This is a genomic window from Ruegeria sp. BHSA123 (assembly GCF_059613425.1).
The window spans coordinates 52,797-78,744 of sequence record NZ_JBXWSL010000004.1 but is presented as its reverse complement, the minus strand read 5'-3'; the positions used below and the strand labels follow the sequence as shown (position 1 = coordinate 78,744).

General features: G+C 59.6%; 17 protein-coding genes. 8 read left to right on the top strand and 9 right to left on the bottom strand.

From position 1 onward, the window contains the following. Positions 1-59: 59 nt before the first annotated feature. The 3 genes from AC2FNC_RS03325 to AC2FNC_RS03315 are packed head-to-tail and all read right to left on the bottom strand — an operon-like array spanning position 60 to position 3,144. The gene (locus AC2FNC_RS03325; RefSeq protein ID WP_480494977.1) at positions 60-944 is read right to left on the bottom strand and encodes an esterase-like activity of phytase family protein; all 885 of its coding nucleotides are present in this window, start codon (positions 942-944) and stop codon (positions 60-62) included. Beyond that, positions 917-1,780 carry a penicillin-insensitive murein endopeptidase gene (gene mepA, locus AC2FNC_RS03320; RefSeq protein WP_480474498.1) on the bottom strand — a complete coding sequence of 288 codons (864 nt, stop codon included), beginning with the start codon at positions 1,778-1,780 and terminating at the stop codon, positions 917-919. Before mepA ends, AC2FNC_RS03325 begins: the two co-directional genes overlap by 28 nt. Continuing rightward, positions 1,777-3,144, bottom strand: a complete 1,368-nt coding sequence (locus AC2FNC_RS03315; protein WP_480474496.1) for an MFS transporter — start codon at positions 3,142-3,144, stop codon at positions 1,777-1,779. Before AC2FNC_RS03315 ends, mepA begins: the two co-directional genes overlap by 4 nt. 129 nt (positions 3,145-3,273) lie before the next feature. On the opposite strand from AC2FNC_RS03315, the gene AC2FNC_RS03310 reads away from it, so the two are divergent. From AC2FNC_RS03310 to yaaA, 3 genes are all read left to right on the top strand, one after another. Beyond that, entirely contained in the window at positions 3,274-3,561 is a 288-nt protein-coding gene (locus AC2FNC_RS03310) for a YggT family protein (protein WP_170382138.1), read from the top strand. Between the two features lie 78 nt (positions 3,562-3,639). Continuing rightward, positions 3,640-5,679, top strand: coding sequence for a DNA helicase RecQ (gene recQ, locus AC2FNC_RS03305; RefSeq protein WP_496714614.1), 2,040 nt, complete (start codon positions 3,640-3,642; stop codon positions 5,677-5,679). Between the two features lie 32 nt (positions 5,680-5,711). Beyond that, positions 5,712-6,482 (top strand): peroxide stress protein YaaA, encoded by a 771-nt coding sequence (gene yaaA, locus AC2FNC_RS03300; RefSeq protein WP_480606139.1) that lies wholly within the window; start codon positions 5,712-5,714, stop codon positions 6,480-6,482. Positions 6,483-6,490: 8 nt separating this feature from the next. On the opposite strand, the gene AC2FNC_RS03295 is transcribed toward yaaA, so the two are convergent. Next, a complete protein-coding gene (locus AC2FNC_RS03295) occupies positions 6,491-8,788 on the bottom strand; it encodes a response regulator (protein ID WP_496714613.1) in 2,298 nt (765 codons plus the stop codon). Between the two features lie 115 nt (positions 8,789-8,903). Here AC2FNC_RS03295 and AC2FNC_RS03290 point away from each other — a divergent pair, with 115 nt between their 5' ends. Further along, on the top strand, positions 8,904-14,330 hold the full coding sequence (locus tag AC2FNC_RS03290; protein ID WP_496714612.1) for an alpha-2-macroglobulin family protein: 5,427 nt from the start codon (positions 8,904-8,906) through the stop codon (positions 14,328-14,330). A gap of 36 nt (positions 14,331-14,366) precedes the next feature. Then, on the top strand, positions 14,367-16,424 hold the full coding sequence (gene pbpC / locus AC2FNC_RS03285; RefSeq protein ID WP_496714611.1) for a penicillin-binding protein 1C: 2,058 nt from the start codon (positions 14,367-14,369) through the stop codon (positions 16,422-16,424). 20 nt (positions 16,425-16,444) lie between these two features. Here the strand turns inward: pbpC and AC2FNC_RS03280 are convergent, their stop codons facing one another. Genes AC2FNC_RS03280 through AC2FNC_RS03265 form a run of 4 tightly spaced genes read right to left on the bottom strand, consistent with a single transcriptional unit; the run spans position 16,445 to position 23,122 of the window. Beyond that, entirely contained in the window at positions 16,445-18,487 is a 2,043-nt protein-coding gene (locus AC2FNC_RS03280) for a hypothetical protein (RefSeq protein WP_480623211.1), read from the bottom strand. Continuing rightward, a complete protein-coding gene (locus AC2FNC_RS03275) occupies positions 18,484-21,246 on the bottom strand; it encodes a DUF4159 domain-containing protein (protein WP_496714610.1) in 2,763 nt (920 codons plus the stop codon). The genes AC2FNC_RS03280 and AC2FNC_RS03275 overlap by 4 nt, the downstream gene beginning before the upstream one ends. Then, complete coding sequence (locus AC2FNC_RS03270) at positions 21,243-22,118, bottom strand: DUF58 domain-containing protein (RefSeq protein ID WP_480623209.1); 876 nt, start codon at positions 22,116-22,118, stop codon at positions 21,243-21,245. Before AC2FNC_RS03270 ends, AC2FNC_RS03275 begins: the two co-directional genes overlap by 4 nt. Continuing rightward, the gene (locus tag AC2FNC_RS03265; RefSeq protein ID WP_480519558.1) at positions 22,115-23,122 is read right to left on the bottom strand and encodes an AAA family ATPase; all 1,008 of its coding nucleotides are present in this window, start codon (positions 23,120-23,122) and stop codon (positions 22,115-22,117) included. Before AC2FNC_RS03265 ends, AC2FNC_RS03270 begins: the two co-directional genes overlap by 4 nt. Positions 23,123-23,186: 64 nt before the next feature. Here AC2FNC_RS03265 and AC2FNC_RS03260 point away from each other — a divergent pair, with 64 nt between their 5' ends. Next, positions 23,187-23,762: a DUF1285 domain-containing protein gene (locus AC2FNC_RS03260; protein ID WP_480625104.1), complete on the top strand. Its 576-nt coding sequence runs from the start codon at positions 23,187-23,189 to the stop codon at positions 23,760-23,762. Here the strand turns inward: AC2FNC_RS03260 and AC2FNC_RS03255 are convergent. Continuing rightward, positions 23,745-24,599: a DMT family transporter gene (locus tag AC2FNC_RS03255; protein ID WP_480625105.1), complete on the bottom strand. Its 855-nt coding sequence runs from the start codon at positions 24,597-24,599 to the stop codon at positions 23,745-23,747. The two genes, AC2FNC_RS03260 and AC2FNC_RS03255, sit on opposite strands and share 18 nt — an antisense overlap. A gap of 268 nt (positions 24,600-24,867) precedes the next feature. On the opposite strand from AC2FNC_RS03255, the gene AC2FNC_RS03250 reads away from it, so the two are divergent. Beyond that, on the top strand, positions 24,868-25,623 hold the full coding sequence (locus tag AC2FNC_RS03250) for a hydroxypyruvate isomerase family protein (protein WP_496714609.1): 756 nt from the start codon (positions 24,868-24,870) through the stop codon (positions 25,621-25,623). 62 nt (positions 25,624-25,685) lie between these two features. Then, positions 25,686-25,916 (top strand): DUF2798 domain-containing protein, encoded by a 231-nt coding sequence (locus AC2FNC_RS03245; RefSeq protein WP_480474477.1) that lies wholly within the window; start codon positions 25,686-25,688, stop codon positions 25,914-25,916. Positions 25,917-25,948 lie beyond the last annotated feature (32 nt).

The following is a 25,948-nucleotide window of genomic DNA, read 5'->3' as shown; positions in this document are numbered from 1 at the left end:
ACTTGGCCAAGGGACCGTCCCAAGGCAAGCCGTGCCTTTAGACCTTTGCCTGCGCCCTGTCAATCGGGCAGCAGGTATTCCACAAGTTCGGTCCGCTGCACCGCCAGAAAGTTGTCATCAGAGATCATCGTGGCGCGCAACAGGCCCTGCCCGTCGCGCCAGACCGACAATCCTTCGAGGTTGTCATGCGCGCCCGTTCCGGTTTCGAACAGGGTTTCCTCGGCGCCTGGGTTCTCGTTTACCACGACCCATCGCCGCAGCCGTGATCGGAAACCGACCAAGGATACCTTGCGTTCCAAAACGTAAAACCGCCCATCGGGACCGAAATCCGCGGCAACGGGTTTAAAGCCGCCACGCTGTGGCAGAACAAACGGGGTCGACCATGTGTCGCCATTCCAACGGTAAACCGGAATGTCCCCCTTAGCGGTGCGGTTCTTTTCCGGCAAAGTGTAAAGCCAGCCGCGTCCATCAATGGCCAGAGCTTCGAAAGAACCATTTTCGGCAAGGTTCCGGAACGCATTCGGGCGTGGCAATACGCGCGCGCTGGAGCCCTGCGCAGGGTAATAGGCGACACGGTGCACCCCTTCGAACGAGATGAATATCCCGCTATCCGGCGTCACTGCGATCCCTTCGGAGTCACCTACGCCGCCTTTCATGATGTGTCCTTGGCTGGACAGCACCGGCCATTGACCAAGAACGTGAATATCCGCGATATGGCCTTCGCTCCGCTCAATCAGCGCAGTCACGATCCGCGCCCGGTCGCTAAGCGCAATCATATGGCGTCCGTCGTCCGAGATGTGAAGCGCTGAAAACCCGCCAAACCAGCTTGCTGGATGCCGCCAAACGAAACTATTCAGGTGGGCTGCGGATTTCACATCCAGCGCGGCGGCCACCGGGGCAAGAAACAGCGCTACACTCAGTTGGATTGCAAAACGGCGGAGCATTGTTGCGGCAAGTCGGACAGAACGTATTCCCGGCGTTTCTTCGGCGGCGGCGCATTCGGATCGGGTGGCGGCGGGTTCAGGATGTTGTGCACCCATTGACGGGCCTCAGCGCAGCCATCGCCCTTGGGGGGTGGGTCTTGATTCACACAGCCCTTTGACCCTCTGGGACAGTTCAGTCGCACGTGGAAATGATAGTGATGTCCCCACCAGGGCCTTATCTTACGTAGATAGTCGCGGTTCCCCTTTTCATCGTCGCACATCTGAACCTTGGCCCCAGGAAACACGAAGATCCGGGCGACGCGCTTGTCTTTTGCCGCTTCGCGCAATAGCGCATGATGCTGCTTGGTCCAGTTTCCGTTGACGTAAGCGCCATTGGAACGACGAAGAGAGATGGACGAGATGTTTTCGCGCGACTTGCGGCTCAGGCGCATGTTATCGCCGGGCAACATCCAGACATCGATGTCTAGCCCCAACTGATGACTGCGATGGCCCGAGGTCATCGGCCCGCCGCGTGGCTGGCTGATATCCCCTATATAGAGACCGTTCCATCCCGGCTGGCTGGCTGCAAACCTGCTGAGGTCCTGCACGTAGTCAATCGTCTGCGGATGCCCCCAGTTGCGATTGCGCGACAAGCGCATTGCCTGCCATGTAGGCCCCGTTTCAGGCAGTTGAATTGCCCCCGCAGCACATCCGCGCGAATAACTGCCGAAAGCGGCCGGTTTTTGCTGGGAAGCTTGTTTCTGTGCCCCGAACAACTGCTTTGCCAGCGGTTCTGCCGCCGCAGTGCCTGCAAAAGCAAGCGCAGCCAAAACGATCAAAAAACGTTTTATTTTCATCTGCTCTGATCCCCTTCAGGTCTCACCCAGCGCATCAGGAATAGACCCAGAATAAACAACAGAACGATGGGTGACACCCCCAGACGAGCGCTACCGGTCACCGTGGTGGCGATCCCGATCAGAAGTGGCGCAGCAAAGGCGGTGGCACGACCCGACAGACCATAAAGGCCAAAGCTCTCGACGGGGGTTGCCGGGTCCGTATGCCGGACCATCATCGACCGGCTACAGGACTGTAGAATGCCGCCCATGCCTCCGATCAGGATACCGCAGCCAAAGAAAACCACATCCGGCAAGCCTGACCCTTCGGACATGGCGATACCGAAAATCTGGGACCGATCCATTGAGACGATGGTGATGCAGACAAGGATCAACACCCAGATCGCAACGATAATCACGGGCTTGGGGCCATATTTCTTATCCAGTTTGCCGCCCACCCAGGAAAAGGCCGCTGCGGCCAGAACGCTGACGATGCCGAAAACACCGATCTTGATCAGGTCCCATTCCAACACCAGCCGGGCATAGACCCCGCCAAAACTGTAAAGCCCGTTCAGCGCATCCCGATAGAACATGGATGAGCCCAGGTAACTGGCCAAACTGGTGCGATGGCGCAGGTTAGACACTGATTTTGCCAACAGTCGCAGCGCCTCGGCAACGCTGCCCTTTTTGTTTTTCGGTTCGTCGTCATGGACCCAAAGGAAGTAGGGCACCATGAACAGAATGAACCACCCAGCAGTAAACGGGCCAACAAAGCGCGTGCCCTGCTGTTGCGACGCATCCAGCCCAAACAAGGGGTCCATTCCGATCAGCGTTTTGCCGTTGGCCTGCTCCACAAACAGCGCAAGCATGATCGCCAGCGAGATCAGGCCACCGAAATAGCCAAAAGCAAAGCCCGAGCCGGAGATTTCGCCCACTTCGCTGTCATCACCCAGATCGGGCAGTTGGGAATTGATGAAAATCAGGGCGTACTCCGCACCGATGAAACCCAGACCGAAGGCAGACAGCATCAACCACATGTTCGAGCCATCGGGCATCGTGTACCAAAGCGCGCCGGAACCTACGGCGTACATCACGGAAAAGGCGAATATCCAGGGGATGCGCCGACCCGACACATCAGCCATCGCCCCCATCAGCGGCGCACCGAAGGCAATAATCAAACCGACTATGGTCATGCAGTTGGCCCAGACCACCTGTGCCTGTGCGTCTGCAGACCCTGCGTCCAGGCCGGATGCCAGATAATACTCCGCAGCGACACCTGCGAAATAAGGGCCGAACACGAACGTTACCAAAAGGGTGTGATAGGGCTGACTGGCCCAATCGAAGAACCACCAGCCCCAGATACGCCTGCGCTTGGATATTTCTGCCATTTCTGCCCCTGTTTTCTTGTTGTGGTCATAAAACGGGGCTTTGGGGCAATTCGCAAGCGCAGAGTTCAGCCTACTTGCTCTTTGCTGAAAGGGTGCTTAGGTCTCGACCAACAAGAAAACGGAGACCCCATGCTGTCGCTGATCCAAATCCTGCTGCTGATCCTGGACATTGTCTGGTTCATCATTCTGGCCCATGTGATCATGAGCTGGCTGATTAACTTTCAGGTGCTCAACCTGCACCAACAACTGGTTGCACAAATCTGGTACGGGTTAAATCGCATTTTAGAGCCTATTTACGGGCCGATCCGCCGCGTTCTACCCAATATGGGTGGGTTGGATTTGACCCCGCTGGTGGTGCTGATCGGCGTCTATGCTTTGCGGATCATCCTTATCAACAACGCGCCCTATTTTTACTGACCACTTGTTCACTGAATCTTAGTATGTGATTGTCCTGTCTTAAGAGCAGATAAACCTTAAAACAGGGCACCCCCGCATATGTTCGACGCCGCACCCTTGCTGCGAGATGTCTTTGGATTCGACGCCTTCCGCCCTGGGCAGGAAGAGATTGTCGACGCCGTGAAGGCAGGTGAAAACGTGATGGCGATCATGCCCACGGGTGGCGGTAAATCCTTATGTTTTCAATTGCCTGCCCTGCTCCGCGACGGGGTGACGGTGGTTATATCTCCACTCATAGCCCTGATGCGCGATCAGGTACGCGGCTTGCAAGAGGCCGGGGTCGAGGCCGGTGCGCTGACATCCGGCAACACGCCCGAGGAAACCGAGGCCGTCTGGGATGCGCTGGAGGACGGGCGGCTGAAGCTGCTTTACATGGCGCCCGAACGTCTGGCTGCCGGGTCTGCGCTTGGGATGCTCCGTCGGATCAACGTCAGCCTGATCGCTGTGGACGAAGCCCATTGCGTCAGTCAATGGGGGCATGACTTTCGCCCTGATTACCTGCGGATCGGAGAGTTGCGGCGCGCCCTGAAAGTGCCGCTGGCCGCGTTTACCGCCACGGCGGACGCCGAAACGCAGGATGAGATTGTCGAAAAACTGTTCGATGGCATTGAGCCGCGCAAATTTCTGCGCGGATTTGACCGGCCAAACATTCATCTGGCCTTTGCCGCAAAGGACGGGCCGCGCAAGCAGATCCTTGATTTCGCAGATGCGCGCAAAGGCCAGTCCGGCATCGTTTATTGCGGCACCAGAAACAAAACCGAGGTGATTGCTCAGGCCCTGCGCGCCGAGGGACACTCGGCCTGCTACTATCACGGTGGAATGGACCCCGAAGATCGCCGCATTGTCGAAACCCGTTTCGCGCTTGAGGACGGGTTGATCGTCGTCGCCACAGTGGCTTTTGGCATGGGCATCGACAAACCCGATATCCGTTGGGTCGCCCATGCGGACCTGCCCAAATCGATCGAAGCCTATTATCAGGAAATCGGACGTGCCGGACGCGATGGCGGCCCGGCCGAAACGCTGACCCTGTTCGGCCCCGATGACATTCGCCTGCGGCGTTCACAAATTGACGAGGGTCTAGCGCCGCCCGAGCGCCGCATGGCCGATCATGCGCGCCTGAACGCCTTGCTGGGTCTGGCCGAAGCCTTGGAATGCCGCCGTCAGACATTGTTAGGTTACTTTGGCGAGACCATAGCACGCTGCGGCAAATGCGATCTGTGCGACAGCCCGCCCGAAGTTTTCGACGGCACAACTCCGGTACGTATGGCCCTGTCCGCGATCCTGCGGACCGAGGAGTGGTTCGGTACAGGCCATTTGATCGATATCCTGTTGGGAAACGAGACCGACAAAATCTGCGCCCGCCGCCATGAGGATTTGTCCACCTTTGGCATCGGAAAGGATTGGACGCGCCCGCAATGGCAGGCCATTTTCCGGCAGATGATGGGCCACGATCTGGTCCGCCCCGACCCCGACCGTCACGGCGCATTGCGCATGACCGAGGCGGCAAAACCAATCCTGAAAGGCGAGGCGCAAATCAACTTACGCAAGGATACGTTGCGCAATGCGGTACGTCGGCCTGCGGTCAAGGCAATGGTTTCCGAAGAGGACGCCCCGCTGCTGTCAGCGCTCAAGGCCAAACGCCGTGCCCTGTCTGAAGCTGCACGTGTTCCGGCCTATGTGATCTTTCCCGACCGCACGCTTATCGAGATGGCTGAAAAGCGCCCTGTAACGCTGGACGATATGGCCCGGATCGGCGGTGTTGGCGCCAAAAAGCTGGAACGCTATGGCGATACGTTCCTTGAAGTAATCGCGGGCGAAGCAAGAAGCGTTCATCCGGCGCGGCGAAAGCTGGCTGGACGCGATCAGGGTGAGATTTACGACCGCTTGATGAAAGTTCAGTCTTTGCTGTCGCGCGGTCCAGCCGGGATCGACAAGCCCCTGACCTGCTCGGCCTCACAATTGGCAAAAGTTGCGCAACTGCGCCCCGATGATCCCCGTGGAATTGCACAGGTGCTGGGTGATCGACGTCACGAAAGGTTTGGCGCCGCTTTTCTGGACGTGCTGCGTGAGCCGGGCTAGATACCCCCGAACAGGCAAGAAAGAGGGCGGATATGCTGATCGTGATTTCCCCGGCCAAACGGCTGGACTGGGCAGAGCGGAATGTCGGGGTAACGCAGCCCGATTTTCAGGAGGATGCGATCCGGCTGTCCAAAACCGCTCGCAACCTGACGCTGGGTGATCTGAAGAAACTGATGGACCTGAGCGACGATCTGGCACGCCTGAACCGCGACCGGTATCGCGCTTTTTCGGATGCACCCGACGCCAAGGTCACACGCCCGGCTGCGCTTGCTTTTGCTGGCGACACATATCAAGGGCTTGAAGCTGCTTCGCTGGACGAAGACGAGCTGTTATGGGCGCAAGACCACTTGCGCATCCTTTCCGGCCTTTATGGTGTGTTGCGGCCACTCGACGCGATACAGCCCTACCGGCTTGAGATGGGCAGCAAGCTGAAAACCCGAAGAGGGAAGAACCTTTACGAATACTGGTGCGATCAGCTCAGCAAGGCACTGAACGCGCAAGGAGCCGAAATTAACAGCGACATTCTGGTGAATTGTGCCAGTCAGGAGTATTTTGGTGCGGTGGATTTGAATGCCCTGAACCTGCGCGTCATCACACCGGTCTTCATGGAAGATAGGGGCGGCACCCCAAAGATTGTGAGCTTTTTTGCCAAAAAGGCACGCGGTGCCATGGCGCGGTATGTCATCCAACACCGCCTGACCGATCCTAAGGCGCTGCTGGATTTCGACAGTGGCGGCTATGAATACCGCCCTGATCTGTCGGAAGCGGATAAGCCCGTTTTCGTCAGACCATATGCGGCCTGAAACCCAGGTCACTTGAACTTGCAACCCGGTGTTAATCGCCTGAAGAGTCCGCCAGGCGAGGTTGGGTCCGGGTTTGCGCCACGCTCACGCCGGGCTTTGGCGCCGGGCATGGTGTCTGCGACCGAGCAGACGCAATCGGGTTGGTGTTGCAGGATCATCTGGTGAATGCGGTTCTTGTGTAGCGGTTTGGTCAGGTAGTGGTCCAAGCCGGCTGACAGAATTCCCTGATCATCCCCCGCCATGGCATGGGCCGTCAGGGCAACGATTGGAACGTGGTGACCAGTTGAAACCTCGAGCCTGCGAATTTCCGCTGTTGCCTGTTTGCCGTCTATCTTCGGCATGGAAATATCCATGAAGATCAGATCTGGCTCGAACTCCTGATAGATCTCAACCGCTTCAATCCCATTCGAGGCAAAGCGAAGATCGATATTCAGATCCTTGACCATCTTCTTCAGGATCAATTGGTTAGTGCGGTTGTCCTCGGCGGCAAGAACCCTCATGTGTCGGGGGTGCACAGATTCAGAATCTTGCTTTTTAGAGACTGTTTTGTCCAAATCCAGAGCGCCCCTTTCCAACGATGTGCCGTCGAGTGCCATCAGCCTGCCATACAACTCGGATCGAGGGATGGGTTTCTGCAAGACACCGTCGATCAGGTCACGGGCAGGATGCGCGTGAATCAAACCGGGGCTTGCAGACATCACGACCACCGGAATGTCACCCCACCCGCGATCCCTGAGCGCGACCGCAAGATCCAGCCCATCCATATCCGGCAGATCGTGGTCACAAAGAACCAGATCAATCTGATCATTCATCTGTGACAGCGCCTCGGTCCCCGACGTGCAAACCGTCACCTCAGCCCCCAGTCGCCCAAGCTGTTTGGCAAGAATGGCCCGGTTCACGGCAAGATCTTCGACCAGCAGGACATGTTTCAAACAATCCGCCAGGTTCGGAGGTTCGGGTCGCGGGCCTTCTACCGTGGGCAGTGTCACGCGAAAACCGAAACAGGATCCCTGGTCCGGCTCGCTTTCGACCCAGACCGTGCCACCCATCAAGGTGATCAGCCGCTTGGTGATGGCAAGGCCAAGCCCGGTGCCTTCAAATTGGCGGTTACGCTCGTCTTCGACTTGATTGAACTCGCCAAAAATATGGCCGGTTTTTTCTGCGTCGATGCCAATACCGGTATCTTCGATCGCAACATGGATATCACAGATCTGCGCATCCGGATTGGGCACCCCTGTCACCCGGACCAGCACATACCCTTCGGAGGTGAACTTGACGGCGTTGCCGACCAGATTGGTCAGAACCTGCCGTATCCGACCAGGATCGCCCACAAAAAGGGTTGGCAAGAACAAATCGTAATCAACCAGCAATGTCAGGCCTTTATCGCGCGCACTGGGCTGTAGCAGCATCGCAACCTCAAGAATGCAGCGTTCAAGATCGAACTGCTCAGGGTGCAGAGCCAGCTTGTCCGCCTCAATCTTGGAATAATCCAGCACGTCGTTGATGATGACCAGCAACGCCTCGCCCGAATTTCGGATCGTGTTGACGTATAGCCGCTGCTCTTCGTCCAGCGTTGTCTCGTCCAGCAATTCGGACATGCCAACGATGCCGTTCATCGGAGTACGGATTTCATGGCTCATATTGGCCAGAAAGGCCGACTTGGCCCGGTTTGCCGCTTCGGCTCGCTCGCGCGCCGCCTTAAGCTCGATTTCATGCCGGACCGACGCTGTGATGTTGAGAGCAAGGCTCACCATATCATTGCCGCTGCCGCGCTGGTCGATCAGGCGGATATAGTGACCGTTCCAAAGCTGCATAACGATTGGAGGCGGGTTGGCGCGGCTCCAGCGGGCCAGCATTCTGTCCTGCCAGTCTTCCGCGGATTCGTCCCCGATATCGACAATACCTTCTGACGTCAGCAAATGCAGAATACGCGGGTATGATATTCCCGGCGCGACTTCGTCCAGACCTTCAAAAACGCTCAGATACGCGGTGTTTGCGCCGATCAGCCGGTTGTCACCGTCAAAAAAGGCAAACCCGTCCTGAATTGTCTGAATCGAGTGCAACAAACGGCGTTCGGCAACCTCGATCTTGGCGTTGGCCACGCAGAGATCGGATTTGACCTTTGCGTTTTCATCCCGAACGGTTTCAACCTCAGCCTGCGTTTCGCCAATTCGTTTGGTCAATGCCATGGCATGTTGACCCAGTTTGCGATTGGCTGCCGAAAGCTCGACCTGTTTCAGGGCCAGCATCCGTTCAGCTGCCAAACGCGCGCGCCGTTCCTGTGCCAATTTATGTGCAAGAGTCATTTGATTGATTCCAGAACGCTCTGCGCACAGCATCCCGGCAGAGGATGAAAAACTGTTTAAGCCGTTGCACAACAGGCGCACGCCATGCAACGCTGTGCCCAAAGAGGAGGGCACCATGCGCCGCTTTGTTTTTATTTCAATAACTTACATCATTTCACTTTTAGTCTTGCCCAGCGCCACCCAGGCGCAGGATGCAGTGCCTGATTTCCGCTATGTCACGACGCGGGACGCAGATTTTTACGGCTCGGATCTGGATGCCCTTTTCGATACCGATCTGAAGTCCTGCATTCAGGCCTGTTCCGCCAATACGCTTTGCACCGCGTTTACCTACAACACCCGATCCAATGCCTGTTTTCCAAAAAGCGGTGTAAACCGGCAAGAGGCCTATCAGGGGGCAGTATCTGCGCAGAAAGTAACTACCCCAGATCAGACCCAAGCATTGGCTGATGCGCGTGCAAACGCGTTAAGCGCACTTGGTGCCGCCGACCTGAAGCAAGCCGTTGATCAGGCGCGCGATCTGGGCTTTGTTCATATGGCGCAAAGTAACGACCTGCAGGTTGTTCTGGACGCGGCACGCAGCGCCGGCAGCCCGCGACTGGCAATGATTTGGACTGGTGTGGCCGTATCGCTCAGTGACGCGCCCGATCTATGGGTGGAATACGCGCGCTTGTTATTGGCGATAAACCCTACGGACCGGAGTGAAGGGCGCGATCTGCACAACCGTGCGCTGAATGCCGCAACCAATGGCTATTTGCGCGCGGACGCTCCCGGCACGCAGATTGCCGCCCTGATGACATTGGCCCGCGCCTTGGAAGAGGTCGAGCGTGGGCGCGATATGATCCCCGTGCTGCGGCTGGCCCAGGAAATCCAACCGCGCGAGGATGTACTGGCCGCGCTGAATGATGCCATCGGGAAATACGGGTTTCGCGTGGTCGACAGTTCTGTTGAAAGCGACGCCGCCGCACCGCGGATCTGCGTCGAGTTTTCAGAACCGCTGGTCAAGGCGGGGGTCGACTATGACCCGTTTGTCCAGCGCAGCGATGACGGGTTGGTGGTACAGGCTGAGGGCAGGCAGCTTTGCGTTGACGGTGTCGCCCATGGTCAGCGTTATCGCCTGACGCTACGCGAAGGCTTGCCCTCCGCCTCGGGCGAGGCGCTGAACCGCAATGTTGAGCTTGCCCATTACGTGCGCGACCGGGCGCCTTCGGTCCGGTTTCCCGGGCGCAGCTACGTTTTGCCGAAATCCGCTGACGCCGCTTTGCCTGTTGAAACAGTCAACGTCACCGAGCTGGATTTGATCCTGCGGAGGGTCAGCGACCGGAACCTGTTGCGCGCGGTTCAGCAGGATTTCTTCGGCCGCCCGCTCAGTGAATGGCAGGAAGCAGAATTTTCCGATGAAATTGCCCAGGATATCTGGACCGGCACCGCCGAAGTGGCCAACGAACTGAATCAGACCATGACTGCGCGCCTGCCCATGGTAGAAGCGATCGCGGATCAGCCCGCTGGCATCTATGCGCTGACCGCCCGTGTTCCGGGGGCCGATCCCTATGACGACCCGGGCGCGACGCAATGGTTTGTTCTGTCCGATCTTGGGATCAGCAGCGTGCTTGGCACCGATGGGCTGCACGTCACGGTGCGCGGGCTGAGCGACGCGGCTCCCCGTGAAGGTGTCGAGGTTTCACTGGTCACAAGCGCAAATGCGGTCATCGCCCAAGCGCGGACGGATGAATCGGGTTATGTCCGGTTCGACCCCGGTCTGACGCGCGGCAAGGGGGCCAGCGCGCCCGCACTGGTGATGGCGTCGACCGGGGACAGCGATTTCAGCTTTCTATCCCTGACCGATCCTGCTTTTGACCTGTCAGATCGCGGTGTTGAAGGGCGTGCGCCCGCGGGGCCGGTCGATGTTTTTCTAGCCACGGATCGCGGCGCTTACCGGGCCGGAGAGGTGATCCACCTCACCGCCCTGTCGCGCGATGGTGAGGCGCAGGCTATCGAGGGTCTGCCCCTAACCGCAATTCTGTATCGCCCTGACGGCGTGGAATACCGCCGAACCGTCTCGGATGGCGGCGTCGCCGGGGGGCATATCTTTCGTCTGCCTGTTGCGGCAGATGCACCACGCGGCGCTTGGCGGATCGAGATCAGATCAGATCCCAAAGGCGATGCGCTGGCGCGACAAACAGTGCTGGTAGAAGACTTCCTGCCGGAACGTATAGATTTTGAGCTGAACCTGCCGGACGCGCCCCTGCGTACCGGCGACAGCCCACCGCTTTCGATCGACGCGCGCTATCTGTTTGGTGCGCCGGGGTCCGACCTGAGCATCGACGGTCAGGTTATCGGACGCCCGGCGGACACAGTGCCAGGCTACGAGGGGTATCGCTTTGGCCGCTATGACGCCGAGACATCGATCAAAAGCACCTATTTCGGTGACACGCGCACAGACGCAAACGGCAAAGCATCCATAGCTGTTGAAATCCCTGCATTAGAGACGGAAGGGCAGCCAATTGAAGCCGAGGTTATTGCGCGACTGGCCGATGGCTCGGGCCGCCCTGTTGAACGTCGCCTGAGCGTTCCTGTCCTGCCGTCGCAACCTGTGATCGGTGTCAAACCCATGTTCGAGGACGTAATCCCCGAAGGTACCGAGGCCGCATTTCAGATCATTGGCCTTGCACCCGACCTGACCCCCAGCCCGATGCGCATGCGTTGGACGCTGAACAAGATCGAAACGCGGTATCAATGGTATCAGCTTTACGGAAACTGGAATTGGGAACCGACAACCCGACGCACTCGTGTTGCCACCGGAGACGTTGACGTCGCCACTAACCCTTTGACGTTGTCCCAGCCCGTGGACTGGGGCCGTTACGAGTTGGTGGTTCAACGCGTAGACGGCACCTCTACGGAAACCGCTGTCGATTTCCATGCAGGCTGGTATCAGGCCGCAGATGCTTCGACCACGCCTGACCGGCTTGAGATGTCGCTGGATCGCGACAGCTATCGGGCCGGGGAAACCGCACAACTGCGCATCGTTCCGCGCATGGCAGGTATCGCCCAGGTCGAGGTGCTGTCGAACCGCCTGATCCATCGCCAAATGGTTGCCGTGCCGGAAGGCGAGACAGTTATCCCGATAGAGGTGACAGAAGATTGGGGTGCAGGTGCCTATGTCACGGCCACAGTGATCCGACCAATGGATGTTGCGGCCGGTCAGAACCCGGCACGCGCCATGGGCGTCGCCTATGCCGCCATTGATCCTGCGGATCGCACGCTGTCGGTTGCCATTGAGGTGCCCGAGGTTACCTCACCCCGTCATACACAGAAGGCCCTTGTTAGGGTCGAAAATGTTACAAGCGATGATCCAGTCTGGCTAACCCTTGCCGCTGTGGATGTGGGCATCCTTAACCTGACGGAGTTCGAAAGCCCAAACCCGCAAGAGTACTATTTCGGGCAACGCCGGCTGGGTGTGGACCTGCGTGATGTTTACGGGCGGTTGATCGACGGCATGAACGGAACGATAGGTACAGTTCGCTCTGGCGGCGACAATGACAACGGGATGCGCCGCCAGTCCCCGCCACCGACGCAAGATCTGATGGCAGTGTTCAGCGGCCCGGTTCAGGTCGGTGTGGGTGGCGAGGTTGAGGTCGACATCCCTCTGCCCGCCTTCAATGGTACGGTCCGCCTGATGGCCGTCGCGTGGTCACAAAAAGCCGTCGGGCAGGCCGAGGCTGACATGATCGTCCGCGACCCGGTGGTGGTTACGGCCAGCTTGCCGCGGTTTCTGGCCCCCGGCGATCAAAGCCGGATGCGGCTTGAGATTGTCCATGCGGATGGTGCATCCGGAGACATGGCGCTTGGCCTGACCACCACCGGTGGGCTGGAACTGGGCCCGGTACCGGCACGCTTTCTGCTGGAGGATGGTGGCAAAGCGGTGTTCGACATCCCTGTAACTGCCCATGTCATCGGCAATCCAGAGATCAGCGTTTCCATCACCACGCCAGATGGGCGCGATCTGTCGCAAACCCTGCGGATGCCGGTGTGGGCCAACGATCCCGTAATTGCCCGGACACGGCGCTTTTCGCTGGGTGCGGGTGACAGCTTTCTGTTTTCGCAGGATGTTTTTGACGGGTTTCAACCCGGCTCAGCCAAGGCCATCCTGTCAGCCGGAGCGCTGGCAAAGTTCGATATGCCCGGCCTGCTGGATCAGTTGAACCGTTACCCTTATGGATGCACCGAGCAGATCACCAGCAAGGCACTGCCGCTGCTTTACCTGTCATCTGTCGCGCAGGCCTCGGGGCTGGGCAATAGCCCGGAGGTGGATCAGCGCATCACGGACTCGATCCGAAGTATCCTGACTCGTCAGGCTGCAAACGGTGCCTTTGGCCTGTGGCGCGCAGGCAGCGGTGATTTCTGGCTGGACGCCTATGTGACCGATTTCCTGTCACGCGCCCGCGTGCAGGGACACCCGGTGCCGGATCAGGCTTTTGCGCAGGCCATGGATAACCTGCGCAATCGGGTCAATTATGCGCCGGATTTTGACGAAGGTGGTCAGGATATCGCTTATGCCCTGATGGTTCTGGCGCGGGAAGGCGCGGCGGCGATGGGCGATCTGCGCTATTATGCGGATGTCAAAGGGGATGCTTTCGACACGCCGTTGGCTGCAGCGCAACTGGGCGCTGCGCTGGCCTCGTACGGGGACCAGACCCGCGCAGACGCGATGTTCGTCCGTGCGGCGCGGATGCTGCAACAGGTGCCGAACGATCAGGAAAACCACTGGCGCGCGGATTACGGCACCCGCCTGCGGGATGCGGCGGGCCTGCTGACTCTGGCGGTAGATGCGGGCAGCGAGGCGATTGACCGCAACGCATTGATCCAACGGGTAAGCACGGGCCGCACTCCCCTGTCCACGCAAGAGGCCACATGGTCCCTGCTGGCGGCGCACGCGCTGGTGTCTGATCCGTCCGGCTCCGGTTTGACGGTCAATGGCGTGTCAGTATCCGGCCCCTTTGTTCAGGTTCTGCAATCCGGGCAGGCGGAAGAGGTCAACATCACTGCGACCGACGGTCAGGCAACCGATATCACCCTGACGGTGACCGGAATTCCCGAAGATCCGCCTGGGGCCGGTGGCACCGGCTATGCAATCGAACGGCAGTATTATTCGATGGACGGCGATCTGATTGACGCGGGCCGATTTGCCGTGGGGGACCGGTTCGTCACGGTTCTGACGGTCACGCCGTTTGAAAGCGGTGGGGCGCGTCTGATGGTAGACGATCCTCTTGCCGCCGGGATCGAGATTGACAACCCGAACCTGCTGCGATCGGGCGATGTACGGTCGCTGGACTGGTTGAATCTGTCTGATGCCACGCATACCGAGTTCCGATCGGACAGGTTCCTGGCTGCGGTTGACCTGTCGGGGCGCCAGACCGTGACGCTGGCTTACGTCGCCCGTGCCGTCACACCGGGCGTGTTCCACCATCCGGCGGCCTCGGTCGAAGATATGTATCGCCCCCAGAACCGCGCACGAACGGCGACGGGACGGGTCGAGGTGCAGTGACCGGCCATCGTTCATATCCTTGTTTGGGCGGCGCTCATGCCTAGGGTGCCGCGCCTGTTATTTGCGTTGGCCGGCGCTCTCTATCTGGCGGCATTGGCGCGGGATGGCGTTGACCGCTGGGTCGACGCCACAGTGCTGCCGCCTGTTCTGACTGAAACTTCGGTCGAGATACGGGATCGTAACGGTGACCTCCTGCGCGTGTTTCCGGTTGCAGATGGCATCTGGAGGCTGCAACCCGGTGCGGTCGATCCCAATTTCACCGCCATGCTGCTCCGGTACGAAGACAAGCGTTTCTGGACCCACGCGGGCGTGGACCCTGTCGCATTGCTGCGCGCAGCCGGGCAAAGCCTTTGGAATGGGCGCGCGGTTTCAGGCGGTTCAACTCTGACCATGCAGGTCGCGCGGCTGATCGAAGATGGATCGACCGGACGCTGGAGTGGCAAATTTCGCCAGATTAGGGTCGCATTGGCATTGGAGCGGCAGCTGAGCAAGACACAGATCCTGAACCTCTACCTGACCCATGCCCCCTATGGCGGCAATCTGGAAGGTATCCGTGCCGGTGCCCGCGCATGGTTCGGCAAAGAAGCGACCCGGTTGACTGCCGCACAGGCGGCCCTACTGATCGCTTTGCCGCAATCCCCGGAAGCGCGACGTCCGGATCGCAGACCCGAGGCAGCCCAAATTGCCCGAGATCGGATTTTGCGCAGGTTGGAGCGCTACGGCGTATTGACCAAGGCTGAGATGCACGCAGCCCTGACGGAGACCATTCCTGATCGAACGGTCCCGTTCCCGCGCCTTGCACCCCATCTGACCGACCGCGTGAAAGGCCAAACCCTTGCAAACGGTGTATTTGATCTGACCCTGGATGCAGAGGTGCAAGCCCGGTTGGAAACTTTGGTCGCTCGGGCCGCGGCGCGCATAGGGCCGCGCGTGTCCGGAGCCCTGATCGCAGCAGATCATCGCGACGGCAAGATTTTGGCCTCGGTCGGGTCTGCCGGGTATCGGGATGCGCGACAAGGTTTCGTGGATATGACGCAAGCCGTGCGGTCGCCCGGATCGACGCTGAAACCTCTGGTTTACGGGCTGGCATTCGATCAGGGGCTGGCCCATCCGGAAACCCTGATCAGCGACAGCCCGGTGATGTTCGGGCGCTACGCCCCGCGAAACTTCGATGGCGTTTTCCGGGGCGATGTAAGGGTTCGGGACGCGCTGCAATTGTCACTGAATATCCCTGTCGTACGCCTGACGCACGAGCTGGGCCCCGCGCGCGTAATGGCGGCACTGCGGACAGCAGGATCAGAACCGCGCCTGAGCAGTGGTACACCCGGATTGGCAATATCCTTGGGTGGCGTCGGGCTGAGCCTGCATGATCTCGTACAGATCTACGTGACGCTGGCCGCTGGTGGGCAAGGCCCGATCCTGCGCCATGACACCCTGGCTGATGCACGGCTCACCTCTCGTGTTTTGTCCGAAAACTCAGCATGGCAGATTGCGGATATCTTGTCCGGGATCACAGCACCCACGGGCAGCACTTCAGGGGCGCTGGCCTTCAAAACGGGAACCTCTTATGGGCACCGCGATGCCTGGGCCATTGGCTTTGACGGGCAGCATGTCATCGGGGTCTGGCTGGGACGCGCGGATGGCACACCTGTTCCCGGCGCATTCGGAGGCGGCGTTGCCGCGCCGCTTCTGACCGAGGCTTTTGGTCTGTTGAAACCCGAACTCACGCCCCTGCGCCCACCGCCGCCATCAACACTGTTGGTTGGCGCAGCACAATTGCCGCAACCGTTGCAACGTTTCCGGCCCCGCGCGGCGGCTTTCGAAACGGACCAAACCGCACCTGATCTGTTGTTTCCACCGGAAAACGCTCTGTTAGAGACTTTCGGTAGCCCTCTGACAGTGAAACTACGCGGTGGTGTCGGGCCGTTTTCCGTTCTGACTAACGGCGTGCCTGTATTGACCGGGCAACGGCAGCGAGAATTCGAAATTCCCAATCCCGGACCCGGGTTTACCTCACTTGTTGTGGTGGATGCACAGGGCCAATCCGACCGGGCCTCGTTCCGGATCGACCAGAGCGCGCCCGGTTCCCGTTAAAAAACAGCAACGGGCCAGCGTTAACGCCGCCCTTCCCGCAGCCAACCGCCTAGCAGGAACCCCCCAGCCAGCAGCAAGACAAGCCAGGGTGGCAGCAACCCGGCCTGCGTGACATCCCGCGTTTCATACGCGTTGCGTGGGGTCAGACCGATCCAGCCCCGACCGGCGGCGGGGCGTCCTGCGCGCACGTTGCGGATCGATGGCAGCCCATCTTCCAATCGGATCACACCGCCCCGCAACCCGGCCAGCACCGGTTCGAGGACATCACCTGTCGCGATGGTACGCTCGAACTCTTTCGGTGCAGCAGGGCCAAGGCCGATCACAGCCATGTGGTCACCTTCCTGCAAGCGATAAAGGCCGATCTCAGGGCCGTAATACTGCGCTTCAAACCGACCCGGAGAAACCTCTTTCAAAGTAATCTCCAACGTCTCGCCATTCGGCAAGGTGACTGTTACAGGGCCGACCTCTGTCCCAAGCGTCTGACGAATGATGCGCATGGACTGACCGTTGGCCTCGGCCCACAACGCCTCTTCTTCAAGTTCCGGTTCTTTCATCATCCAATGGGCCAGCCTGCGCAACAGCTCCAGCTGCGGGCCACCTCCTTCGAAACCGCGACTCCAAAGCCAGGCGTGGTCGGACGCAAGCATCGCAACGCGCCCTTCGCCAACACGGTTCAGGACAAGCAGCGGACGATCCTCGACCCCGGTCATCAGCACGTCGCCCGAGCGGTGTTTCACGTCGATCTGACGCAACCACGCCCCCCAATCCTCGGACTCTCCAAGATTGGTCGTGACCGGGTGACGATGCCCCAGATCACTGACCATCGGCACATATCGTTCCTCGATCACCCGCGCGGTTGGCTGGGCCGGCAGAACTGGCGCCAAGGGAGAGCGGAAGATGCTGTCGGCACCGGCGAAATCGGGACCGGCGGCAACCAGGACCGCGCCGCCTTCGTTGATGTAGCTTGTGACATTGTCCAGATAGATCGCAGGCAGAATCCCGCGCCGCTTGTAGCGGTCAAAGATGATCAGGTCGAAATCGTTGATCTTTTCCAGAAACAACTCGCGAGTCGGAAAGGCGATCAGCGACAGCTCGTCAACGGGCACACCGTCCTGCTTTTCAGGCGGGCGCAGGATAGTGAAATGCACCAGATCAACAGAACTGTCAGATTTCAACAAGTTACGCCACGTGCGACCACCCGGATGCGGTTCACCCGAGACCAGCAGCACACGCAGGCGGTCCCTTACGCCGTTCATCTGGATCAGGGCCGTGTTGTTGCGATCAGTCAACTCGCCTTCAGCCTGAGGGACAGAAAACTGGATCACGTTGCGCCCACCATGGGGCAAAGTGACGGGCAGTTCGACATCGCGACCGATTGGAATGCTGAACTGCTCGGGCTCGCCCCCATCCACCGAAATTTCCAACGGCGCTGATGTTGCACCTGCAGGGGCTGCTCCGCTGTCCTCCACGCGCAGGGTCAACGTCACCGATTCACCAATGATGGCGAAAGCAGGGGCGTTTCGGACAATAAGCCTGCGATCCCAGTCGCTTTCCCGCCCCGTTTGCAGCAGGTGCATCGGTGCGGGCAGATCCAGGGCCTGATCGACATCATGCACAATCCCGTCGGACACCACGAGGATACCGGCGATGCGCGCGCGCGGCTCTTCCGCCAGGGCTTCGTTCAGGGCTGCCATGATCTGCGTGCCCTCATCGCCTTCACCATCGCCGACCCGGATGCGTCGCAGTTCTGTATTGTCGCGTGCCTCGATCTCGGCGGCCAGATCTTCTGCGGCCATTGCCGTTTGTACCACCCGGTCTGAAAGCGTCTGGCTGGCGCTTTCATCCTCGAACATCAGAACGATATCTGTCAGCGGTGCACGATCCTCGATCTGGTAGACCGGGCCGGACAGCGCAGCGATGATCACCAGCACCGCCAACCCACGCAAGGCCCATCCCGACAATCCGCGCCACAAGGCCAGCGCGACCCCGGCCACGGCAATCATACCCACGACAAGCAGTATCGCCCACGGGATCAGCGGATCAAAGATGACGGTTCCTGTCATTGTCCCAACCTGTCCAGAAGGGCGGGCACGTGAACCTGATCGGATTTGTAGTTCCCCGTCAGCACATGCATCACCAGATTGACACCAAAACGATTGGCCAACTCGCGTTGCCTTTCCCCGGCATAACCGCGCCCGACGGGCAACAGGGCCTGCCCGTTGCGATCCACCGCCCAAGCACCGGCCCAGTCATTGCCGCCAATGACCACTGGCGTCACATTGTCGTTCAGATTGCGGAAGGGCATCCCGTCGATCTGTTCTGCATCCAGCGGCGCGGCTTCGACCCAAACCTCGGTGCCTGAATATCGGCCCGGAAAATCCTGTAAAAGGTAGAACGTGCGTGTCAGAACATGATCGCGCGGAATCGGCTCTAATGAGGGTATATTCAGCGGCCCGGCCAGTTGTTGCAGTTTGCGGCCATTTGGGCTGGAGGCACCGAAACCTGCGATATCCGCATCACGCGTGTCAAACAGGATCATCCCTCCGGACCGCAGATAGGCGTTCAGCTTGACATAGGCCTCGGCCGAAGGTTGCGACTGGTTCGCTGAGATCGGCCAATAAAGCAACGGAAAGAACGCCAGTTCATCCCGTTCCAGATCAACGCCGATGGGGTCTGCCGGTTCAACCGATGTGCGATAGAGGAGGGTTTGACCAAGCCCCCGCAACCCGGCTTGCGCAATATCATCTACTTGCGCATCGCCAGTCAGGACATGCGCCAATACCAGTTCGTGGGTCGCAGCCAATGCAAACTTGGTGTCCTCAGGCGTTTGTGCGTGACCTTCGGGTACCAGAAGGAAACCGGCCAGCGCCAAGGCCGTCGTCCGGGCCAGACCCAACCTGCCCGACAAAGCAAGCGATGCAATAACATCGATCGTCAGCAAAATTAGCGCAAGGCTGAGCAACAGACCGCCGAGCGGCATTTCCGTGCTGACCTCCTGCCCTTTGATCGGCACATTTGCGGGCCAGACAACAGGACGCAGCTGAGTTTCTTCCGAGACGACGTTCAACGCCAGCTTCTGCTTGCCACTTTCATAAAGACCCGGGCGCAGTTCCGGCCCGATCTGGCCCGATATCAGCTCAACCCCGTCGACACCGGCCAGGGTTCCGGCATCTGACAATGTGCCAAACCCGTCCATGATCTGTACCGGCTCCCATGTTGTTCCCAGTAACTGAGCCTCTTGCCGTGACTTTGCGGCCGAGGCCACGGCCAGCCGATCCAGCATTTCAACGAACAGGCCCGACAGTGGCAGGCTGGACCATTCTGCATCGGCGGTCACATGGAACAACACCACCTGCCCCAATCCCAGCGCCTTACGTGTCACCAAAGGCGTGCCGTCAGACAGCGAGGCAATCACACGATCCGCCAAGTTAGGGTCTGGTTGCGCCATGACCTGAGTGGAAACGACCACGTCATCAGGGATGTCCAATCCATAGAAAGGCGAGGTTTCGGGGAATGGTGCCAGGGTCTTGGCCTCACCCCAGCTCATCGCGCCGCCGACAGATCGCCCACCGCTGCGCAGCCGCGCAGGCAGCAGGGTGTCTTCGGTGTCACGCCCAAGATCGCTGGCCGCCATACGCGGGCCGGCAAAGCGCAGCAGCAAACCGCCCTGTTCGACCCATTCAATCAGGTCCGCCTTTTCAGGTTCCGACATCTGGGCCACATCTGACAGAACAATGACATCCGGATTGGCGGGCAGAACCTCAGTCAGACCGCCATCGACGAAATCCGCCGTGGGGCTCAGGACCTGAGTCAGATAATGCAGGGGTGACAGCAGCTCCAGACCTTCGCGGTTCAAACTCCCGGCAATCAGCGCGACCTCACGGCGACGCAGGCTGTCATCGGTCAAGGTCACGGTCCCGGCGGACCTTTGGCCCTGGATTTCGAACCGCGTGATCCGGGCGCGGAGTTCGGATGGCAGCGCCAGATCGACCTGCGCCGATGAATCCCCGGCTTCAAGGGTCAGTTCCACAGAATGCAGCACTCGGGCGGTTCCCGCCGGGTCGCGCCCTTGTGCCAATACTGTCACACGTTCCTCGGGGCCGGGGCCTGCGCGCTGCACTGTCACTTTGATCAGCCCATCCTGATAAGCCGCTGGCAGGATCGCCATGGGCCGGGACGCCGCCTGATACACCACGACATCGCCACGAGCCTGCAAGCTGGAGACCAGCGCCGCATGATCCACATAATCCAGCCGGTCACTGAACCAATGGGTGTCAAACCCCCCATCAATCGAATTTAACGCCGCAATGGCCTGTGCGATCTGAGGTTCGGTCGGCTGCCATGGGTTGGGCATCAGTCCCGGCAAATGTCCCCGCCAAGCCTCGGCCCCCTGAAAAACGGGTGTTTCCGGTTCGGTCAGGCGCAGGATAGCCACCGTGCGCCCTGCGCGACCGGCCTCGGTCAGTTGCGCATCGATCTGATCCAGCGTGGCCGACCATCGGGTCGCGCCTGCCCAACTGGCGTCCAGCACCATCAGCAGCGGCCCGGACCCGATCTCATCCCGCGACGGGTTCAGAACCGGACCGGCCAGACCTATGATCACCGCCGCAGCTGCCAGCATCCGCAGCAGCAAGAGCCACCACGGCGTGCGGTCCGAAACGCTTTCGTCATCCTTCAGGCCCAGCAGCAGCGTCACCGCCGGGAACATCCGGCGGATCGGCGCGGGCGGCACCGCGCGCAGGATCAGCCACAGGATCGGCAGGGTCAGAAGACCCAGCAGCACCCATGGAGCGGTAAAGCCGATGCCTGCCAGAACCGTCATCGCGTTCCCCCGTCCAGCGCACGGTATATCCACAACAGTGCCGCTTGTGCGCTATCGCCCGTGTGATGCAGGCCCATTTGCCAGCCAGTCGCCCGGCAAAGTTGCGTCAGCGCATCCTTACGGTGGGCGAGGCGTTGCAGATAGCGGTCCCGCAGCTCTGCCGCCTTGAGCGTTTCGTGTCGGACGGACCCACCGACGCTTTCGAAAATCGTACGTCCACGATAGGGAAATGTCTCTTCTCCCGGATCAAGCACCTGAAGGATCACGCCGCGAACACCACGGTCGGCAGCTTTGGTCAGGGCCAGTTCAACTTCATCCATTGGACCAAGAAAATCTGAAATGAACACGGCACGGGCATGCGGGATCATGGCGCGATGTTCGGGTGGCGCGTAATCCGATTGATCATCCTCGGACCAGGCTTGCGCCAGCCGGATGATCTGTGCATTGCCACGCCGGGGTGGCAAGGTCGTCCCTGTCAGGCCCACACGTTCACCGCCGCGGACCAGCAAGATGGACGTTGCAAGTCCCAATAGCCGGGCGCGATCCGCCTTGGTCGGCAACGATATGTCGGACGCAAACCGCATCGACGCCCCCTGATCGACCCAAAGCATTACCGATTGCGCGATCTGCCATTCGCGTTCCCGCACATATTGCTGATCTCCACGCGCCGAACGACGGTGGTCGATCATCCGGCGGCTGTCCCCGATCTGCGCAGGGCGGTATTGCCAAAAATCATCCCCCATGCCAGAGCGCCGCCGACCATGGTCTCCCAGCAGAACGGTGCCAGCCAGATGTTCGGCCCGCGCCAAAAGGGGCGGCAGCCGCGATGCCTCGGCCTCGGATCTTTCGCGAAGGGTCAGCGCGGCATTCACGCCGCCGCCTCGGTCCGGATCAACCCGACAGCGGTCGAGTCGATCAGGTCAGCCAGACTGTCACCGCGTGCCCGTGCCGCAAAGTTGAGAGCCATCCGGTGGCTAAGCACCGGGCGCGCCATATCCAGCACATCCTCGGCATTGGGTGCCAGACGCCCCTGCAACATCGCACGTGCCCGAACCGTCATCATCAGCGCCTGCGCAGCGCGTGGACCAGGACCCCACGCGACGGTTTCGGCAACCCGTTCGGATACGCCAGCTTCTTCCGGGCGGAAGGCCCGCACCAGATCAAGGATCAGCTCCACAACCGAGTCCCCGACCGGCATCCGACGCAACAGGACCTGCGCAGCCAGCAGTTCTTCCTTGCTGAAAATCTGGTACGCTTTGTCTTCTTCAACACCGGTCGTGGCCAGCAGAATATCCCGTTCGGTCTGGCGGTCGGGGTATTCTACATCGATCTGCACCAGAAACCGGTCCAGCTGCGCTTCGGGCAGGGGATAGGTGCCTTCCTGTTCGATCGGGTTTTGCGTGGCCAGAACATGGAATGGCACACCAAGGGAACGGTCCTCACCGGCTACTGTCACCGTACGCTCCTGCATCGCTTGCAGCAGCGCGGATTGCGTTCGCGGGCTTGCCCGGTTGATCTCGTCCGCCATCAGCAGCTGACAGAAGATCGGGCCGGGAATGAAACGGAAATGGCGGCTTCCATCGTCGGCCGTATCCAACACCTCGGACCCGAGAATGTCAGCGGGCATCAGGTCGGGCGTAAACTGAATGCGATTGCCATGCAGGCCCATCACGGTCGACAGTGTCTCGACCAACCGTGTCTTACCCAAGCCCGGCAGACCGATCAGAAGCGCGTGACCACCGCACAAAAGCGCAGCCAGAGTCAGGTCCACGACCCTTTCCTGCCCGATGAAGCGGCGGGTGATCGAGGCCTTGGCCTCTTGCAGCTTGTTTTCCAGCGCTTCGATCTCGGCTACGAGGTCGGCAGGTTCGTTCATGACTTTCCCTTCCGTGGACGAATATGATTGAAGTGTATCGCGCTGAGAGGAAATGGCAAAAGCAATGAGCGGACAAAAACCTGTGAAACCCTCGCCCGACGGATTAGCCGCATCGGTAAAAGCCGCCAAAACCCGGGGTTTACCGCCCGTTCACCTGTGGAATCCCCCGTTTTGTGGCGATCTGGACATCCGTGTCGCAAAAGATGGTACATGGAGTTATTTAGGCTCGCCCATCAATCGGTTCGAGCTTGTGAAGCTTTTTTCCTCAATTCTTAAGAAAGAAGACAGGAAATACTATCTGGTCACGCCGGTTGAAAAGGTGGGAATCACTGTCGAAGACGCGCCGTTTATCGCCGTGGATTTCGAGCAAACCGGCGAAGGTCAGACGCAGAACCTGACCTTTCGCACACAAGTGGACGACGTCGCTGTTGCAGGGCCCGCGCATCCGATCCGGATTGTTATCGATCCTGAGACAGAAGAACCGTCACCCTACATACTGATCCGCACGAACCTCGAAGCGCGCATAGATCGCAAAAGCTTCTATCGCCTCGTCGAGATTGGTAGCCACCATGAGGGCTGGTTTGGTGTCTGGTCAGGCGGGCAGTTCTTCCCGCTGATCCCTTCAGCCGATCTTGGTTGACCGCGGTGCGCGGTCCTGAGCCAGCACGACGGCCAAAGCGACAACGCCCGCGCCCAGCGCACGGGTCCAGTTCCAGTCCTCCCCCAGCATCAGCATGATCAGCATCACGTAAAACGGGGCAATATTGATGTGAAACGAAGCCAGCGCCACGCCCAGCTTTCCCACAGCCGAGATGAACAACACCTGGCTGAGCCCCAGTGATATCAAGGCATAGATCCCAAGCATCCCCCATTGCTGTCCATCAATGGCCGCGGTTGGCAGCACATCCATGCCCAGCTGGGTCGCTCCAAAACTCAGCACCGCGGCCATGAGCAACCCACCGACGAAGGTAATCGTACAGCGCCCGATCTGACTAAGCTCCGGGAAGTCGCGCGCGGTGGCCATGCTACCCCAACAAAACAGGCCCGTTGCAAGGATCGCTAGAACCGCACCCAGCCCCAGCTGTTCGGGCGCGGCGGTGCTGGTTGCAATCAATCCACCCAGAACCGACACCAGAACACCCAACGCAAAGGTCCATTTCAGCCTTCGAGTTCCTGCCATCAGTTCCAGTACTGTTGCAAGCAAGGGCGCACAGGATGCAATGATCGCGACCGTCACCGGATCCGTCATTTTCTGCGCGACGATCAGCAAAAACATGGCAAAGCCAAAACCAAAGCCGCCGACAACCATCGCCCGACCCCATCTGGCGCGTAACACTCTGCTTGGACCGTCCAGCAGAATCCAGACCGGAATCAGAACGGCAACCGCCAGCACCAGACGCGCGGTCAGCAATGCAACAGGGGGCCAGGTTTGCAGCAGAACTTCGGCCGCCGGGAAACCCGCTGCCCAGGTAATCATGGAGGCAACCGCCAACCCATTCCCTGACAACGCAGAGTTTTGACCGCCGGGCAGAGCGGTAGTTGCCCCGCGTACGGGTTCCGGGCTCATCGCCATTGGATTCGAACCTTTTGTTAAGGCGGCGCCCGTAATGACGCGCCGCGCTGAGCGGACCCTTGCTGATTCGGTGCAGGCGATCTGGTCGATTTTCGACAATCTGTCGTTTTCGATCCCTTCCCCGAAAATCATCTCTTGGTTATGGTCGGATAACCACAACCGCTGACCGCCTATGCCCAGATTTGCCGCCAACCTTTCGCTTCTGTTTACCGAAATGCCTTACCTGGAGCGGTTTCAGGCGGCGGCAGATGCCGGGTTCACCGCGGTCGAGGTTTTGTTTCCCTACGACATCGCCGCGACGGAAACCTGCCGCGCCTTGCTTGCCAGCGGGTTGGAGCTTGTGCTGATCAACGCGCCACCGCCCAACTACACCGGCGGTGCGCCGGGTTACGCCGCGATCCCCGACGGTCAATCGCGGTTCCAGTCGGATATCCGCCGTGTCCTGCGATATGCCGGGGTGCTGCGCCCCGGCCTGATCCACGTCATGTCCGGATACGCCACCGGAACGGATGCATTGAATTGTTTTGTGCAAAACCTGCAATGGGCCGCCGATTTCGCCCCCCAGCAAAAATTCACCATCGAACCGCTCAACCCGGTTTCACAGCCCGGATATTTTTTGAACGACTACGATCTGGCAGCAGATGTGCTCAACCAGGTGGATCGCCCGAATGTCGGCCTGCAATTTGACAGCTTTCACGCTCATATGATTCATGGCGACGCGCTGGCTGTCTGGGACCGCTTTCATCCGCAGGTGGTCCATGCCCAAGTTGGCGCAGCCCCGGATCGCACGGAACCGGGTCGTGGACCAACGGATTTCAAGGCCTTGTTCTCGACCATGGACGCTGTAGGTTATAGCGGCTGGGTCAGCGCGGAATACACACCCACAACACAACGCACCTGCGACACACTTGACTGGATGCGGGACTGACACTGGTAATTTTCATTCAAATACCGCACATCAGCGGCATTGTGACCATTAGGATGCCTGCCATGATACCAGCCCGCTATGCCCGTGCCGTTTTCAGCCTGATCATGTCCGGCCTCATGTCCTTGATTGTAACAGGGATCGCGACGGTCAAAGCGATTGGGTTTAACCCTGGAACAGTTGGCGACTGGATGGCGTCCTGGGCTTTTTGCTGGCCTATCGCCTTCACCGTAATCCTGCTGTTTGGCCCGTCTGTGCAACGAATGGTGAACCGCATGGTCAGGCCGCAGGGCTGACCCGATGCATGCACAGCCCGCCGAGACCTGAT